The 16,254-nt window shown below is 37.4% G+C and carries 12 protein-coding genes; 4 read left to right on the top strand and 8 right to left on the bottom strand.

Features of this window, described 5'->3' with window-relative positions; all coding sequences use genetic code 11:
* Window positions 1-35: 35 nt before the first annotated feature.
* The 3 genes from WG904_RS07555 to WG904_RS07565 all read left to right on the top strand — a co-directional run bounded on the left by WG904_RS07555 (window position 36) and on the right by WG904_RS07565 (window position 4,536).
* On the top strand, window positions 36-2,285 hold the full coding sequence (locus WG904_RS07555) for a sodium-translocating pyrophosphatase (protein WP_339578704.1): 2,250 nt from the start codon (window positions 36-38) through the stop codon (window positions 2,283-2,285).
* A gap of 79 nt (window positions 2,286-2,364) precedes the next feature.
* Entirely contained in the window at window positions 2,365-3,846 is a 1,482-nt protein-coding gene (locus WG904_RS07560; RefSeq protein ID WP_339578705.1) for an amino acid permease, read from the top strand.
* Window positions 3,847-3,960: 114 nt separating this feature from the next.
* A complete protein-coding gene (locus WG904_RS07565) occupies window positions 3,961-4,536 on the top strand; it encodes a MarC family protein (protein ID WP_339578706.1) in 576 nt (191 codons plus the stop codon).
* A 152-nt stretch (window positions 4,537-4,688) separates the two neighbouring features.
* Here WG904_RS07565 and WG904_RS07570 read toward each other — a convergent pair whose 3' ends face one another.
* The 6 genes from WG904_RS07570 to WG904_RS07595 form a co-directional block, all read right to left on the bottom strand.
* Window positions 4,689-5,858, bottom strand: a complete 1,170-nt coding sequence (locus WG904_RS07570) for an RsmB/NOP family class I SAM-dependent RNA methyltransferase (protein WP_339578707.1) — start codon at window positions 5,856-5,858, stop codon at window positions 4,689-4,691.
* 15 nt (window positions 5,859-5,873) lie between these two features.
* Entirely contained in the window at window positions 5,874-7,091 is a 1,218-nt protein-coding gene (locus WG904_RS07575; RefSeq protein ID WP_339578708.1) for a type 1 periplasmic-binding domain-containing protein, read from the bottom strand.
* Between the two features lie 145 nt (window positions 7,092-7,236).
* On the bottom strand, window positions 7,237-8,763 hold the full coding sequence (gene guaA, locus WG904_RS07580; protein WP_339578709.1) for a glutamine-hydrolyzing GMP synthase: 1,527 nt from the start codon (window positions 8,761-8,763) through the stop codon (window positions 7,237-7,239).
* A gap of 139 nt (window positions 8,764-8,902) precedes the next feature.
* Window positions 8,903-9,355: a deoxycytidylate deaminase gene (locus WG904_RS07585; protein WP_339578710.1), complete on the bottom strand. Its 453-nt coding sequence runs from the start codon at window positions 9,353-9,355 to the stop codon at window positions 8,903-8,905.
* Window positions 9,348-10,649: a sugar MFS transporter gene (locus tag WG904_RS07590; RefSeq protein ID WP_339578711.1), complete on the bottom strand. Its 1,302-nt coding sequence runs from the start codon at window positions 10,647-10,649 to the stop codon at window positions 9,348-9,350. The genes WG904_RS07585 and WG904_RS07590 overlap by 8 nt, the downstream gene beginning before the upstream one ends.
* Before the next feature lie 154 nt (window positions 10,650-10,803).
* The gene (locus WG904_RS07595) at window positions 10,804-12,234 is read right to left on the bottom strand and encodes an MFS transporter (RefSeq protein ID WP_339578712.1); all 1,431 of its coding nucleotides are present in this window, start codon (window positions 12,232-12,234) and stop codon (window positions 10,804-10,806) included.
* A gap of 221 nt (window positions 12,235-12,455) precedes the next feature.
* On the opposite strand from WG904_RS07595, the gene WG904_RS07600 reads away from it, so the two are divergent.
* The gene (locus WG904_RS07600; RefSeq protein WP_339578713.1) at window positions 12,456-13,082 is read left to right on the top strand and encodes a LysE family translocator; all 627 of its coding nucleotides are present in this window, start codon (window positions 12,456-12,458) and stop codon (window positions 13,080-13,082) included.
* Between the two features lie 221 nt (window positions 13,083-13,303).
* Here WG904_RS07600 and WG904_RS07605 read toward each other — a convergent pair whose 3' ends face one another.
* Both WG904_RS07605 and murI read right to left on the bottom strand, forming a co-directional pair.
* Entirely contained in the window at window positions 13,304-15,205 is a 1,902-nt protein-coding gene (locus WG904_RS07605; protein ID WP_339578714.1) for an amidophosphoribosyltransferase, read from the bottom strand.
* A gap of 138 nt (window positions 15,206-15,343) precedes the next feature.
* A complete protein-coding gene (gene murI / locus WG904_RS07610) occupies window positions 15,344-16,165 on the bottom strand; it encodes a glutamate racemase (RefSeq protein WP_339578715.1) in 822 nt (273 codons plus the stop codon).
* Window positions 16,166-16,254: the final 89 nt, after the last annotated feature.

Below are 16,254 nucleotides of genomic sequence, written 5' to 3' on the forward strand. Positions count from 1 at the left end.
TTCATCTAAAAACAACTTAACTATAAATTTATAAAATGGAGTTTCTACAAAACAATTTAATCTATTCCATTCCACTTTTAGGCTTAATCGGTATTCTGGTTATGGCTGTAAAAAGTGCTTGGGTAAACAAACAAGACGCAGGTGATCCAAATATGCGCGAACTTGCTGGCTATATTGCCGATGGAGCAATGGCATTTCTAAAAGCAGAATGGAAGGTATTGAGTATTTTCGCCATTTTTACAGCTGCTTTATTAGCGTATTCTGGCACAATTACCGAAATTAACGGGGTGCACATGCATTCGAGCTGGATTATTGCGATTTCTTTTTTAATTGGCGCATTTTTCTCGGCATTTGCGGGATATATTGGTATGAAAGCCGCTACGAAAGCAAATGTACGTACCACACAGGCAGCTAGAACAAGTTTAAAACAAGCCTTAAAAGTAAGTTTCACTGGCGGTACCGTAATGGGATTAGGTGTTGCGGGCTTGGCAGTATTAGGCTTAGGGGGATTATTTATTGTTTTCTTAAAACACTTTAATGTGGTAACGGTAAACAGTACTGAGATGAAGACCGCAATTGAAGTGTTGACTGGTTTTTCATTGGGAGCAGAATCTATTGCTTTATTTGCTCGTGTTGGTGGTGGAATTTATACCAAGGCGGCCGACGTAGGTGCCGATCTAGTGGGTAAGGTTGAAGCAGGTATTCCAGAAGACGATGTTCGTAATCCAGCAACAATTGCCGATAACGTAGGTGATAACGTGGGTGATGTGGCAGGTATGGGAGCCGATTTATTTGGTTCGTACGTGGCTACAATATTAGCTACCATGGTATTGGGCCAAGAAATCGATGTAAAAGATAATTTTGGAGGCATGTCGCCAATCTTGTTACCCATGGTAATTTGTGGATTAGGAATTATCTTTTCGATTATCGGAACTTGGTTCGTAACCATTAAAGATGAGAAATCAAACGTTCAAACTGCTTTAAACTTAGGAAACTGGTCGTCTATTGCAATTACAGCAGTAGCCTCATTCTTTATCGTAAAATGGATGTTGCCTGAAACCTTAAATTTACGTGGTTACGAATTTTCGAGTATGAATGTATTTTATGCCATTATGGTAGGTTTAGTAGTAGGTACCATTATGAGTATTGTTACTGAATATTACACAGCTATGGGTAAAGCCCCTGTAAATTCGATTATTCAGCAATCTTCAACTGGTCATGCCACGAATATTATTGCTGGTTTATCGGTAGGTATGAAATCAACTGTTATTCCAATTTTGGTTTTGGCGGGTGGTATTATGTCGTCGTATTACTTTGCTGGTTTGTACGGAGTAGCAATTGCAGCAGCGGGTATGATGGCTACTACGGCCATGCAGTTAGCTATTGACGCATTCGGACCAATTGCAGACAATGCAGGTGGTATTGCAGAAATGAGCCAATTACCCCCTGAGGTGCGTGAACGTACAGATAATTTAGATGCTGTTGGTAATACTACTGCTGCAACAGGGAAAGGTTTTGCAATTGCTTCTGCAGCCTTAACCTCACTCGCCTTATTTGCTGCTTTTGTAGGTATTGCAGGTATTTCGGCGATTGATATTTACAAGGCTCCAGTGTTAGCGGGATTATTTGTTGGAGGGATGATTCCATTTGTATTCTCTGCGTTATGTATTCAAGCGGTTGGTAAAGCTGCGATGGATATGGTACAAGAGGTACGTAGACAATTCCGTGAAATTCCAGGCATAATGGAATATAAAGCAAAGCCAGAATACGAGAAGTGTGTAGCTATTTCTACAAAAGCCTCCATTCGTGAAATGATGCTACCTGGTGGTATTGCTTTGATTACTCCTGTAATTATTGGTTTTACATTTGGCCCTGAAGTATTAGGTGGGTTATTAGCTGGTGTAACGGTATCGGGTGTATTGATGGGAATTTTCCAATCTAACGCAGGTGGCGCATGGGATAATGCTAAAAAATCTTTCGAAAAAGGCGTAGAAATTAACGGCGAGATGTATTACAAAAAATCAGAACCACATAAAGCTTCTGTTACTGGTGATACCGTTGGTGATCCATTTAAAGATACTTCTGGTCCGTCGATGAATATTTTAATTAAATTAATGTCTATCGTTTCGTTGGTTATTGCCCCTTACATTGCCATTAGTGCAACTGCAGATATGGGTTCGAAAGAGGTGATAAAAGAAGTTAGGATCACAAAAACTGTTGATTCTTTAGGTAACGAAAAGATCGATACCCTAAAAAATGAAGTAGACACGATCATAAAACGTTAGTAATGCATAAATGTTACCAAATTAATGCAATTAATTTTACTAAGTTTGAAATTGAATATTAACTAAACAAAAACTAAACATGAGTTTATTTATTAAAAAACCTATGCACCTGCTTTTAGAAGAGGCAGGAGAAACCAGTAAGGGTTTAAAACGAACGTTAAGTGCGGGTGCTTTAGTTGCTCTGGGTATTGGAGCAATTATAGGAGCTGGCTTATTTGTACGTACTGCTGCAGCAGCAGCCCAAAATGCTGGTCCCTCGGTAACTATTGGTTTCATCATTGCTGCAATTGGCTGTGCTTTAGCGGGTTTATGCTATGCAGAATTATCATCATCTATTCCAATTTCTGGTAGTGCGTACACCTATACTTACGCTACTATGGGCGAGTTTATGGCTTGGATTATTGGATGGGATTTAGTGCTCGAGTATGCTGTAGGTGCTGCTACCGTAGGTATTGCATGGAGTGAATATTTGAACAAACTTTTGGTCGATGTTTTTCACGTGTCGCCCATACCTTACGAATGGTGTCATTCTCCTTGGCAAACCCATGCCGATGGAACCGTAGCTGGAATTATGAATGTACCCGCTTTGTTTATTGTGGTATTGCTAAGTTTATTGTTAATCAAAGGAACTTCTGAATCGGCTTTTGTAAATGGAATTATTGTAATCACAAAAGTAAGCATCGTTATTTTAATTATCGTCTTTGGATGGGGCTTTGTAAATGCTCAAAACCACACTCCTTATATCCCACCTGCAACAACCTATGTAGATCATGCTGGTATTAGCCATAATTTCGGTGGTATTATGGGCATTTTAGGCGCTGCCGGTACCGTATTCTTCGCCTTTATTGGTTTCGATGCGGTAAGTACAGCTGCACAAGAAACAAAAAACCCAAAAACGGCCATGCCTATTGGAATCTTAGGATCATTAGCAGTTTGTACCGTTTTATACATCTTATTTGCACATGTATTAACTGGAATGGCACCTGTTGAATTCTTTAGAACCAAAGGCGGTGAAGCTTCAGTGGTAGCAGCAATTTCTGAATACATGACAGGTTACGGCTGGTTAGCCAAGCTGGTAACTGTAGCTATTTTGGCAGGTTTTTCTTCTGTTATCTTGGTGATGTTATTAGGTCAAAGTCGTGTATTCTACTCAATGAGTAAAGACGGGTTATTACCTAGAATGTTTAGTGATTTACACACTAAGTATAAAACTCCTTATAAAGCAAACTTATTCATTTTAGTATTGGTAGGATTGTTTGCCGCATTTATTCCTGGTGATGTAGTGGGTGATATGACAAGTATTGGAACATTATTCGCATTTATGTTGGTATGTATTGCGGTAATTATCTTAAGAAAAACAAATCCTGAATTACCACGTCAATTTAAAACACCTTGGGTACCATTGGTTCCTATCTTAGGTGTTTTAGTATGCGGTGCAATGATTTTTGGATTAGGTTGGACAAACTGGCTAAGATTAGGCGGTTGGTTGGCAATAGGTTTCGTAATCTATTTTGCTTACAGCCGTAAGAATTCACATTTAAATAATCCAGAGAAGAAGTAATCTTCAATTGATTACATTGAAGAGCCATCTCATTAAATTGAGGTGGCTTTTTGTTATTATTGATTTTATAATTTAATAACCACAATCTATTACCTTTATAGAAAATTTTAAAAGATGGAATATTTTCAATTCGATTTCAGTCAAATTCTCTCAACTACAATGGTATTATTTGCCATTATTGATATATTAGGTTCTATTCCTATTATAATCGAATTGAGAAAGAAGGCGGGTCATATTCAATCCGAAAAAGCTGCGATTGTTGCCACTATATTAATGATTGTTTTTTTATTCGCTGGTAAAGGCTTATTAAATGTGATTGGCATTGATGTTCAATCTTTTGCTATTGCAGGCTCTATTGTTATTTTTGCCTTAGCAATGGAAATGGTTCTTGGATTAACTATTTTTAAAGAAGAAGCACCTGAGAGTGTATCTATTGTACCCTTGGCCTTTCCCCTAATAGCGGGTGCTGGTACAATGACAACCTTGTTATCCTTAAAAACGGAGTACGCAACCCAAAATATTATCGTAGGGATAATTTTAAATATGCTTTTTGTTTATTTTGTGTTGAAAAACACAAATAGGCTAGAAAAATTGTTTGGTAAAACTGGGTTAAACATTTTACGTAAAGCGTTTGGTATTATCCTATTGGCAATTGCGATTAAATTATTTAGAACCAACACTGGGTTGTAACAAATTATCGTTAACTTAGTCTATTCAATAACCAAAGCCTACAAAATGAACAGTTTTGAGCAATTCACGTTAATCATCGGCCTACTTGCCATTCTTTTCGAGGCTTTCAAGCATCTAAAGGATAAGATTAAGCATTGGTTTAGTCACAGCCATTAGGCCATGTTCTTAATAAATCTCGCAACGAACATACTGTCAGCTTTATCGTTATAACCCTTTATTGATTCCATTTTTTCTAGTTTTACAGGGCAATTTTCTTCGATATATGCTACAACAGATTCATTTTCGGCTTTAAAGACCGAGCAGGTCATGTAAATTAATGGTTTTCCAGGTTTTAGGTATTTAATTACATTTTCGGCAAATGCTTTTTGCAGTTTAACATAGTTTTCAATCTTATATGCATCGAAATAATATAGCATTTCGGGTGTTCTGCCCCAAGTACCCGAACCCGAGCAAGGTGCATCGAGCAATATCCCATCAAATTCGTAATGATGTAACATTTGATCGTTATTCTGTAGAAGATCGACTACTTTTTTGTGGTATTTCTTTATTCCGGCTAATTGAAAACGCTCGTCGAGGTTAATAAGGCTGTTTTCTCTTACGTCGCTTACCAACAATTGGATAGTTGGTTCCAAATCATGTAGCAAAAGTGATTTTCCGCCAGATGCGGCACAGCAGTCCCACCAATAGTCGTATTTCTTAGGTTCAAAATAAGCGCCTGTTTTTTGGGACGATAAATCCTGAACTTGATATAACCTAGCATCATTAATTACCTCTTCCAATTTAGTGCCATTAGGAAGCATTAGCGCATTTTCTATTACCTCCTCAACTGGTATGCCTTTGCTAACCAACTGATCTGTTACGGCCTTAATATGTGTTCCTTTAACTCGAATAAAAAGATGGGGTTGTAAAAAAAAAGACCTTAAAAATTTATCCTTTTCGATAGCAGGCGACAACTGATCATGAAGTACAAAAACATCTTCCAATTTAAATTTGGCATATTTTTTTTGTATCAATTTAATTTTTTCACTTAAAAGATCTGCTACATGAGGAGCTAGTTCCTTTAAGTAGGTTTCTACAATTAAACTTGAAGTTGTGTGGCAAAGAAAATCACCAATGGCTAACCGCTCGATGGGTTCCAATTTTGGAAGTGCCTTACCTAAACGAAAAAAACTATAACTATAGCGTGTAGCCCATCTCCTATCCGATGAGCCCATCTGCTTGTTTTGTTTGAAATAGGTGAACAAGAATCGGTGCAAAGGCATAACACCATCATAATTTTTTAAGATTTGTTCAAAAGCCCTAACGTGATGCTCTACTCTCATACTTAAGCCAAAAAGTTAATTAATTACGCTTAATGTAAGATTTTTATACTGCAAAAGCATCAAATCTTTATTATAATACCCATAAAGAGGATCATAAACAAAGTTAAAAGTGTTGTGAATGCCCCTATATTTTTCTTTGGTAATAAAGTCGAGGTAATTTTTGCCATGTTTGGCAATTAACCTCCCAAAATAAAAACCAATATCGAAACCTTTGATAGCATATTCACTTGGCTCGAAATTAAAGTTGTAACGGTATTTTTTAATAAAATTAATCACATTCGCATCTCTATAATTAACCAGATAAGAAGTGCTAATAATTGTTTTTAATGCTTGCAATTGGTCGGTATTGTAATTTTGTTTTATCCAGTTAGGGTGACCGAATACATTAAATTCATAATCACCAGCCCTTAACTTTGCTATTTTAGCAATCTTATCGATCGTTGGCGCAACAAAGCCCACATCAGATGAACATATGACAACTGCATATTTCTTACCTTTAACCATTCGGGTTTCGAAAACGGCCGACGAAGAAAATTCTTGAACAAGAAGCGATGGGTATTTTAGCTTTAAAAAATTTCTAATCGGTGCAGCAAACTCCTCATCATCAGTTTTTTTTGGATTAATGAGCACCACAATGCTTGTACTTGCTTGAAATTTTGAACCAATATATGCTGCAATTTTTTCGCTATGCTGATCGATGTGATTTACAATGGATATTAACTTCGGGTTTTTAAATTCACTTGGTTTTGATGCTGCTAAAGGTGAAACAATTGGCAAATCATTACTAATGGCAAAATCGGTGAGGTATTTTATCCCTTCAGGAAAAACTGGACCAATAATAAGGTTACTATTCTTAAGCACATCATTTTTTGTTAAGGCCAAGAGTTGAGCATTCTCATCTCGGGTATCATAAACGTTTACTTTAAAATTCAAACCAAAGCTAGCCGCTGAGTCGATACCCATTTTAATGCCTTGATAAAAATCGATAGCCATGTCTGCACGCTCCAATTGAACCTTTGAGGCCGTTTCTAAATTGAGATGATCGAGTTTAAAGGGAATTAACAAAGCAATGTTCGCTTCTGTAAACTTAGGAACAGGTTTAACTGGAACCTGCTTAACTTCTGTTTTTGGTACCGTTTTAACAAGCGGAACTGGTGTCTTTATCACTTTTGGTGAACAAGCCACAAAAACGGAGCATAGTAGGAAGATAAAGAAAATTTTAAGATTAGTCATAGGTTCCTTTAATTCATTCTCAACCGATAACTGGTTAATTATTTAACTGTTTTATTGCTCAATTGTTTTACTGTTCTCAAATTGAAAACTGTCAAATTGAAAACTGTCAACTGAAAACTGTTAACTGAAAACTGTTAACTGAAAACTATTCCCACTCAATAGTTGCAGGGGGTTTCGAGCTAATATCGTATACTACGCGATTAATTCCCTTTACTTTATTGATAATTTCATTTGAAATTTTCGCAAGAACAGGATAAGGTAAGTGACACCAATCTGCCGTCATACCATCTACCGATTCAACTGCACGCAAGCAAATTACATGCTCATACGTTCGCTCATCACCCATTACCCCTACCGATTGAACAGGTAAGAAAATAGCACCAGCCTGCCAAACCTGATCGTATAAGCCAGATTCTTTTAAGTTATTAATATATATGGCATCGGCTTCTTGCAAAATGGCTACTTTCTCAGGTGTAACCTCGCCGAGTATGCGAATAGCTAAACCTGGGCCTGGAAAAGGATGACGACCTAAAATAAACCCTTCTATTCCTAATGATTTCCCCACTCTTCTTACTTCATCCTTAAATAAAGTATTTAAAGGTTCAACGATCTTCAGTTTCATAAAATCTGGCAAACCGCCAACATTATGGTGTGATTTAATGGTTGCAGAAGGCCCTTTTATGGATACCGATTCGATAATATCTGGATAAATTGTGCCTTGCGCTAGCCAAACTACATCTTTTACCTCATGTGCTGCATCATCAAAAACTTCGATAAAAACCCTTCCTATTGCCTTGCGCTTTAGCTCGGGGTCTTTAACACCTGCGAGTGCACTTAAAAATCTATCTTTAGCATCAATACCACGAATGTTTAAACCCATGTCTTTGTATTGTTCCAATACACTTTCGAACTCATCCTTTCTCAGTAAGCCATTATCAACAAAAATACAATGTAAATTTTTACCAATTGCTTTATGAAGCAAAACGGCAGCAACGCTCGAATCTACTCCTCCCGAAAGGCCCAAAACCACCTTATCGTTACCTAATTTCTCCTTTAAGGCACCAATAGTGGTTTCTACAAATGCTTCAGCGGTCCAATTTTGTGAACAATTACAAATGCCAACTAAAAAATTTTGCAATAATGTTTTTCCATCGGTACTATGTGTAACCTCTGGATGAAATTGAATAGCATAGGTATGGGTATCCTTAATTTGATAACCTGCCACGTTAACTTGCGAGGTACTGGCAATAATTTCGAAATTAGCTGGGATGCTTTTAATTGTATCACCGTGGCTCATCCACACTTGTGAATTAAGCTCTATGCCTTTAAATAACTTATTTTCATTATTTACATAATCGAGATTTGCTCTTCCGTATTCTCTCGATGAGGAGGCCTGAACATCACCGCCATTCTGTTGGGCAATAAATTGAGCTCCGTAGCAAACTGCTAGTAAGGGATAGGCCGAAAATAGGGTTAAATCTACATAGGGAGCATCGTCTTGACGAACGGAATATGGGCTTCCAGATAAAATAATCCCTTTTACGGTTGAATCTAATTCTGGAATATGATTAAATGGATGGATTTCGCAATAAACATTTAATTCGCGAACGCGACGGGCAATAAGCTGTGTGAACTGCGAACCAAAATCGAGGATGATGATTTTTTCTAGCATTCGCAAAGGTAGCAATTAGATATGAGATGTGAGATATGAGAGGTGAGATATTTAAGTCTGGAGTGCAAAGTCCTCAGTCTAGAGTCTATCTTATGAAGAAAATAGACTCTAGACTATGGACTCAAGACTAAAGACTATCTCATACGTGCTGAACCACTTCCACTCCAAACCTTACCAAAAAATCCACTCCTTCATCACTCGCTAAGCCTTTGTAGGCCGCATACGAATCTTTAAAATAAACCTTTTTTATACCAGATGATAAAATTAATCTGGCACAGGCAATACAGGGAGAAAGCGTAGTATATAGTGTTGATCCTTCGATTTTGGAGCCATTTTTAACTGCATAAAGAATTGCATTTTCTTCGGCATGCAAAGCTAAAGAGCAACTTCCTTTGCTATCTCGTGCACAACCATTTTCAGGCCATTCTTCATCGCAGTTATGCGTGCCAGCAGGTGGACCATTGTAACCAATAGAAATGATACGCGTATCTTTCGTTAAGACAGCGCCTACATGCGCTCTTACACAGTGTGAACGATTGGCTAAGTCGCTAGCCAAATTCATATAGATATTAGCAAATGAGGGTTTAGCCATTTTTTGTACCTGCCTTATGTCCTTTTATTGCAAAATAGATAATATATAGATAAGCTGGCAACATCGTTATCATAAATGAATGCTGAAAATCAATTTGCAACTTATCTTTTAAAAACCCATAAATTGGCAAAACTAAAGCCCCTCCAGCGATTCCCATAATCATAATTGCCGAGCCGGTTTTTGTAAATTTCCCTAGTCCTTTTATACCCAAAGGAAAAATTGCCGGCCACATTAATGAATTGGCTAAGCCTAGTAGGGCAACTGAATAATAAGACACATATCCTTCACTAAATGAAGATACGATTGTTAGTAAAACTCCAAAGATAGCACATGCGCGTAAGGCCAGTTGCTGTGAAATAAGACGGGGAATAGCGAACACACCAAACACATAACCTACCAACATACAGAACAAGGTAAACGTGGTAGAAAATCGCAAAATATCGGCATTAATATGTAATTCCCTTCCATAAGTGGTAATACCATCTCCAGCCATAACTTCGACCGCTACACAACAAAAAATGGCAAAAGCCCCTAAAAATAAATGCGGAAATTGAAAAATGTTAGTTTTAGCAGATTTTAGATTTGCCGAAGCACTTGTGGATTCTACACTTTCGTCGCCATCTTCATTTACATCTGGTAAGTGCACAAATTTTATAAGAATGGCGAATAAGACAAAAATCACTGCCAAAGCTATGTAAGGGGTATGAACGCGCTGTAACAACTCATCCAGAATCGCATTTTTTTGCGCTAAATCTGTGGTTGCATTTAATTTTGCGGTTACTTCTTGAGAATTTTTTAAGAAAAGCACTCCAAAAATGATAGGCACTAAAACTCCAGCACCCTTATTACACAATCCTGCAATGGAGATTCGAGATGCAGCACTATCAATTGGACCAATGATACTAAGATATGGATTTACTGCAGTTTGTAATAAGGCCATAGCTGAGCCTTGTATAAAAATACCAGTCAAAAATAAGCCGTAACTTCTGTTATCCGCAGCTGGTATAAAAATTAGAGAGCCTACACCCAAAATTACCATCCCGATGACCAACCCATTTTTAAAACCTACTTTTTGCAAAATCCATGAACTGGGTAGCGCTAAGAAAAAGTAGGCGATATATGAGGCAAACGTTACAAAGAAAGCCTGTAGATCGGTTTCTAAATTTAATGCCAGTTTTAAGAATGGAATTAATGTTCCGTTGGCCCAGGTTACGAAACCGAAAATAAAAAACAAAGCGCAGCAAATTACCATCGGCAATAGGGCAGTTTTGTTTTGGGTTGGAATAGATGTCATTAGTTAGTTTGGGGTTAAATTTTAGCTAACATAAGCAAAAATAAAAGGCATTTAAAAATTTATAACTGCGCAAACGTTTGATCAGGGGCAAAAAAAGAGCCCCGATATAAATCGGAACTCTAAATAAAATCCATTTCACAAAGTATATCTCGGTTTAATGACCTCCTGAGACTTTTTCATCGAAGCTAATGCCTTGTGCTTTCAAAATACCGCTCACTTTCCATGCATAATAAGCTAAGTAAGCAAAACAAAGGACGCCTACTATATAACTAAATTGAATTCCTGTAAATTCTGAAACATAGCCTTGCAACCAGCTTACGAGACCGCCACCCATAATCATCATAATTAACCAGCTACTTCCTTGGCTCGTGTGCTTACCTAAACCAGCTACAGCTAAAGTGAATATGCAAGGCCATAACGTACTACAAAATAAACCAACACTGGTAAACGCATAAACACTTACCATACCTGTGGTAAACATTCCGATAACTAGTGCCAAAATACCTATTCCCGAAAATATTAACAGCATCCTTGCTGGATTACCTTTACTCATCATATCAGCAATAATTAGTATCAAAATAATTAATGCATACACATAAAAAGGCGCCAAATCATGACCAAATGCAGCATTTACACCTAAGAATATTGCAAATGCTAGATAAGGGGCAACAAATCGTAATATTTTTTGTGTACTTACATTATCGGTAAAGGCTTCAACGGCGCCCGTCCATCTACCAATCATCATGCTTGCCCAATACAATGAAATATAAGGCGCAATATCTTTAATCGCAAATCCCAAATCTTTTTCCATGTAAGCGGGTAAATTACTGGCAGTAGATACCTCAACACCAACGTATACAAAAATACCAATCATCCCTAAAACCAATTGTGGATACTTTAAAGCTGAACCTTTTACACTTGCATCATCTACCTTAGCTTCCACCAATGGCGGTTTATCGGGAATTGGGGATAATTTTAAAAAAAGCGCTACAATTAAGAATGCTGCGCCTAAAATGAGATAAGGTGTTTTTACACTCTCGATGCTTACATCGCCAGTAGAGCTCGAAATAGAACCAAAAATGGCAAAACTTACAATAAGTGGCCCAATGGTAGTGCCAAAATTATTAATACCTCCTGCTAGCGTTAAACGCTGTGATCCTGTTTTAATTGGCCCTAAAGCAATAGCCAGAGGATTAGCAACCGTTTGTTGGAGTGAGAAACCTAGTGCAACAATAAACAAACCCGAAAGCATTAAAGGGAACGATTGCAAATTTGCAGCAGGGTAAAACAATAAGGTTCCAAGAGCCGAGATCGTTAAACCAAGCGCTAAACTATTTTTATAACCTATGGTATTGATCAAATCCTTTTTCATCAATGCCGAAATACCAACGTAGATTGCCGAGCCAACAGTGTAAGCTACATAAAAGGCTATCGACACCAATTGGCTTTCACTTTGCGATAAATCAAATGCATGTTTAAATACAGGGATTAAAATATCGTTACTAGCGGCTACGAATCCCCAAAAGAAGAAGACCGTAACCAAGGGAAGAAATTGGCCCCATTTGGTTTGTGAATTTTGTTCCATTTAAAATTTAAGGTTTAAGATTTCTATTTAAGTTTAGTTCGATAAACTTAAATAAAATATTGCTTAGTAAAGTGTAATTTTTACACAAATACCAATTAAATAAACGTTATTACGACGTATATAAACAGAAATTAAGGTAAAAAACTTCCTACAACTAATAAGAAAATGACAGATTTTTAGGTTTAAAAATCGCATATTAGCATAAAAATTATCAGAGGCAAATGTTCGAAGCGATATTATTGGGTATGGGTGCTGGGTTAATTTCCTCATTCTTAACTGGTCCGGTTTTTTTTTCGATGATAAAGACCAGTATAGAGAAGGGTTTTAAGGCAGGCTTCTCGTTAGCTATTGGTGTTATTATAAGCGATGTTATTTTAATTGGAATTGTACTTTTTGGAAGCCAATTTTTCGAATATAAAGAAAGCTTCGATAAATATGTTGGCTTTATTGGAGGAGCATTTCTCTTCGCCGTGGGACTATATTATCTATTTGCAACCGTAGCTATTAACTACGAGAGCCAAGCCCTCCAAAAGGTAAGCAAACGGGGTTACCTCATTAAAGGTTTCCTTATGTGTATTTTAACACCATCAACCTTAATGTTTTGGATTATTGTAAGCAGTATTATTTCGGTAAAGCTAAACAACAAGCTTGATGAGAAACTTCTTTGCTTCTTTATAGCTATGGCTACCCAACTTACTATAGATGGCCTTAAAAGCTATTATTCGAGCAAATTGAGGTATAGGATTAAGGAGGACTCCTTGAAAAAGTTAAACAAGGTTGCCGGGGTTATTATTATCTTATTTGCAATTTGGATGGTTGTGAAGACGTATTTGAAGTTTTATGCCTAGTGCATTAAAATAACTACCGAGTACACTGAGTTTTACACATAGAACGCCGGGGTTTTAACCGCAAAGGCACGAATAACGCAAAGTTAATTGCTTATTTATTTTAATAAAAATTTAACTGAAAAAATTGAATAAGCTCCCTTTCCCTTACTCTGTGCGAACTCCCATACGCTGTGGTTAAAACACCCAGAGCCACAACCCGAAACTCACAACCCGCAACCCTCTTAGTAAGCTCGCTGATTATTCCCTTCTTTCCAATTTACAAAGGCCTTATTTACTACTTTATTTCCTCCTGGCGTAGGATAATTTCCAGAAAAATACCAATCACCCGTATGGTTGGGGCAAGCGATATGCAAATTATCTAGGGTTTGATAAATCACCTCCACTTCTGCCACTGTGCCAGTTGGAGTTATTATTTTAGCAATCTGATCTGAAATTTCTTGCTGTTTAAAGGGGCGATAAATCTCTTTAACAAAGTTGATAATCTCTTCTTTTGGCAATAACAAAGAGGCTTTACATTTCTGATAAACTTCTTCTATAATATGCTCCATGCCACGCTCCTTAAGCAACTGAATAGCTGCATCGAATGCAACGAACTGTCCCATTTTAGACATATCGATACCATAGCAATCTGGATATCGAATTTGAGGGGCCGACGAAACAATAATTATTTTTTTAGGGTGTAGCCTGTCGATAATCTTAATGATACTTTGTTTTAAGGTTGTTCCCCTGACAATCGAATCATCAACTGCGATTAACGTATCGGTATGATTTTTTATCACACCATAGGTAGTATCATAAACATGGGCTACCATTTCGCCACGATCTGCATCCTGGGTGATGAACGTTCTCAGCTTTACATCCTTTATGGCTAGCTTTTCTACCCTTGGCGACATAGACAGCAATTCATCGAGTTCGGTATCGTTTAATTGCTCTTTACGATTTAATAAAGCATCTTTTTGAACAGACCTCACATGTTCGTGAAGGCCCTCTACCATTCCGTAAAAAGAAACTTCGGCTGTATTCGGAATAAACGAAAACACAGTGTTTTTTAAATCACTCTTTACCGATGATAACACTTGAGGAATGAGTAAGTGACCCAATTTTTTACGCTCCTTATAAATATCGGCATCACTTCCTCTCGAAAAATAAATTCGCTCAAATGAACACGCCCGTTTCTCTTCAGGTTCTCGGTACATTTCGTGAGTTACGGTACCATCTTTTTTTACAATTAACGCATATCCAGGATTAATCTCTTTCACATGCTTAATTTGAACATTAAATGCAGTTTGAATGGCCGGGCGTTCTGAAGCAGCAACCACAATTTCATCATCCGCATAATAATACGCAGGACGTATGCCAGAAGGATCGCGCAATACAAAGGCATCGCCATTACCCACAATACCGGAAATGGTATATCCACCGTCCCAATTTTTTGCCGAGCGACGAAGGATATTGGCAATATTTAAGTTGTCCGAAATTTTATGCGTGATGTCTACATTATTTAATCCATCCTTTTTATAGGTATCAAATAACTCTTGATTTTCATCATCTAAGAAGTGACCAATTTTCTCAAGTACGGTAACCGTATCTGCTTTTTCTTTTGGGTGCTGACCAAGTTCATAAAGTTGTTCAAGCAATTCATCCACATTGGTCATGTTAAAGTTACCAGCAATCACCAAATTTCTAGTCATCCAGTTATTCTGACGCAAAAAAGGATGGCAATTCTCAATACTGTTCTTGCCATGGGTACCATAACGCAAATGGCCTAGCAAAACCTCGCCGATGAAGCTTACATTTTGTTTTAACCATTCGGTATCTTTCATCAACTCTGGAGTTTCGTTTTGGATGTCGACAAACTTATTCTGTACGTATCCAAAAATATCAGCCACTGCATTTTGAGCCATTGATCGGTGCCTGCTAATGTACCTAGAACCCGGCTTCATATCGAGTTTAATGGTCGCAATACCCGCACCATCTTGACCTCGATTGTGCTGCTTTTCCATCAACAAATACAATTTGTTTAGTCCGTAAAGTGCAGTACCGTATTTTTCCTGGTAGTATGAGAGCGGTTTTAACAGGCGGATAAAGGCTATTCCGCATTCGTGCTTGATCTGATCACTCATGTTTGATGATTGAGCCGCAAATTTACCCTTTTAAAAATTTAAAACCTAAAAAGAAATGAAAGATAATCTCATTAAAATGTTATTTTTAGCATTGGTGGTAGCTAAAACGCAACCAATGGCGCCTTGATTGATAAAACCTTAAGCTTTCATTATCTCGGCCGAAATTTCTTCTCCTAAAAAAACAGTCGCATGTCTATCAAAGGTAGCTACATCACCAGATGTGTAAAACTGTCTTTGCTTATTTTTACCAAGCTTATTTTCAATCTCCGGATGTCTTTTCAAATAATGGACCAAGCTGTTGGCTACAATTTCTCCCTGTGCTAAAAGTTTGATGTCTTTAGAAAGATATTCCTCAATTTTTGGAATAAGCAATGGATAATGTGTGCATGCGAGCAAAATACAATCAATTTGAATCGATTTTTGAAGTAGCGCTGTAATATATTTCTTTACAAAATAATCGGCACCATTATCCAAATGTTCTCCATTTTCGATTAAGGGTACCCACATCGGGCAGCTTTGTTGATGTACCTTAACTTCTGGAAAGAAATGATTAATTTCTATGGGATACGAATTAGAATTAATGGTTCCCCGTGTTCCCATTATGCCAATATTTTTATTCGTAGTGTAATTGCCAATCACTTCGGCAGTGGGCCGAATTACGCCAAGCACGCGATGATTCGGATATTTTTTTGGCAAATCTAATTGTTGGATACTACGAAGTGCTTTTGCCGAAGCGGTATTGCAGGCTAAGATAACCAATGGACAACCTTGCTTAAAAAGCCATTCTACACATTCGAGTGTATATTGATAAACGGTTTCGAATGAATGATCACCATAGGGCGACCGCGCATTATCACCCAAATAAATATAATCGTAAGCAGGCAACCTATCTGCTATCGATTTAAAAACAGTTAAGCCCCCAAAACCCGAGTCGAAAATTCCTATCGGTGTGTTATTCAATTTAATTGTGTGTTAACGAATGACAAATGAACAAATGAACCAATATACAAAAAAGCGTCCCGATAGTAAATCAGAACGCTTTATACCTA

This window comes from Pedobacter anseongensis (assembly GCF_037482965.1).
Lineage (GTDB): Bacteria > Bacteroidota > Bacteroidia > Sphingobacteriales > Sphingobacteriaceae > Pedobacter > Pedobacter anseongensis.

Excerpts from the sequence above, each read along its gene's own strand:
- WG904_RS07575 (WP_339578708.1), bottom strand. The coding sequence starts at position 7,091 with ATGACTAATCTTAAAATTTTCTTTATCTTCCTACTATGCTCCGTTTTT.
- WG904_RS07560 (WP_339578705.1), top strand. The coding sequence starts at position 2,365 with ATGAGTTTATTTATTAAAAAACCTATGCACCTGCTTTTAGAAGAGGCA.
- WG904_RS07590 (WP_339578711.1), bottom strand. The coding sequence starts at position 10,649 with ATGACATCTATTCCAACCCAAAACAAAACTGCCCTATTGCCGATGGTA.
- WG904_RS07585 (WP_339578710.1), bottom strand. The coding sequence starts at position 9,355 with ATGGCTAAACCCTCATTTGCTAATATCTATATGAATTTGGCTAGCGAC.
- WG904_RS07565 (WP_339578706.1), top strand. The coding sequence starts at position 3,961 with ATGGAATATTTTCAATTCGATTTCAGTCAAATTCTCTCAACTACAATG.
- WG904_RS07555 (WP_339578704.1), top strand. The coding sequence starts at position 36 with ATGGAGTTTCTACAAAACAATTTAATCTATTCCATTCCACTTTTAGGC.
- WG904_RS07605 (WP_339578714.1), bottom strand. The coding sequence starts at position 15,205 with ATGAGTGATCAGATCAAGCACGAATGCGGAATAGCCTTTATCCGCCTG.
- WG904_RS07595 (WP_339578712.1), bottom strand. The coding sequence starts at position 12,234 with ATGGAACAAAATTCACAAACCAAATGGGGCCAATTTCTTCCCTTGGTT.
- WG904_RS07570 (WP_339578707.1), bottom strand. The coding sequence starts at position 5,858 with ATGAGAGTAGAGCATCACGTTAGGGCTTTTGAACAAATCTTAAAAAAT.
- guaA (WP_339578709.1), bottom strand. The coding sequence starts at position 8,763 with ATGCTAGAAAAAATCATCATCCTCGATTTTGGTTCGCAGTTCACACAG.
- WG904_RS07600 (WP_339578713.1), top strand. The coding sequence starts at position 12,456 with ATGTTCGAAGCGATATTATTGGGTATGGGTGCTGGGTTAATTTCCTCA.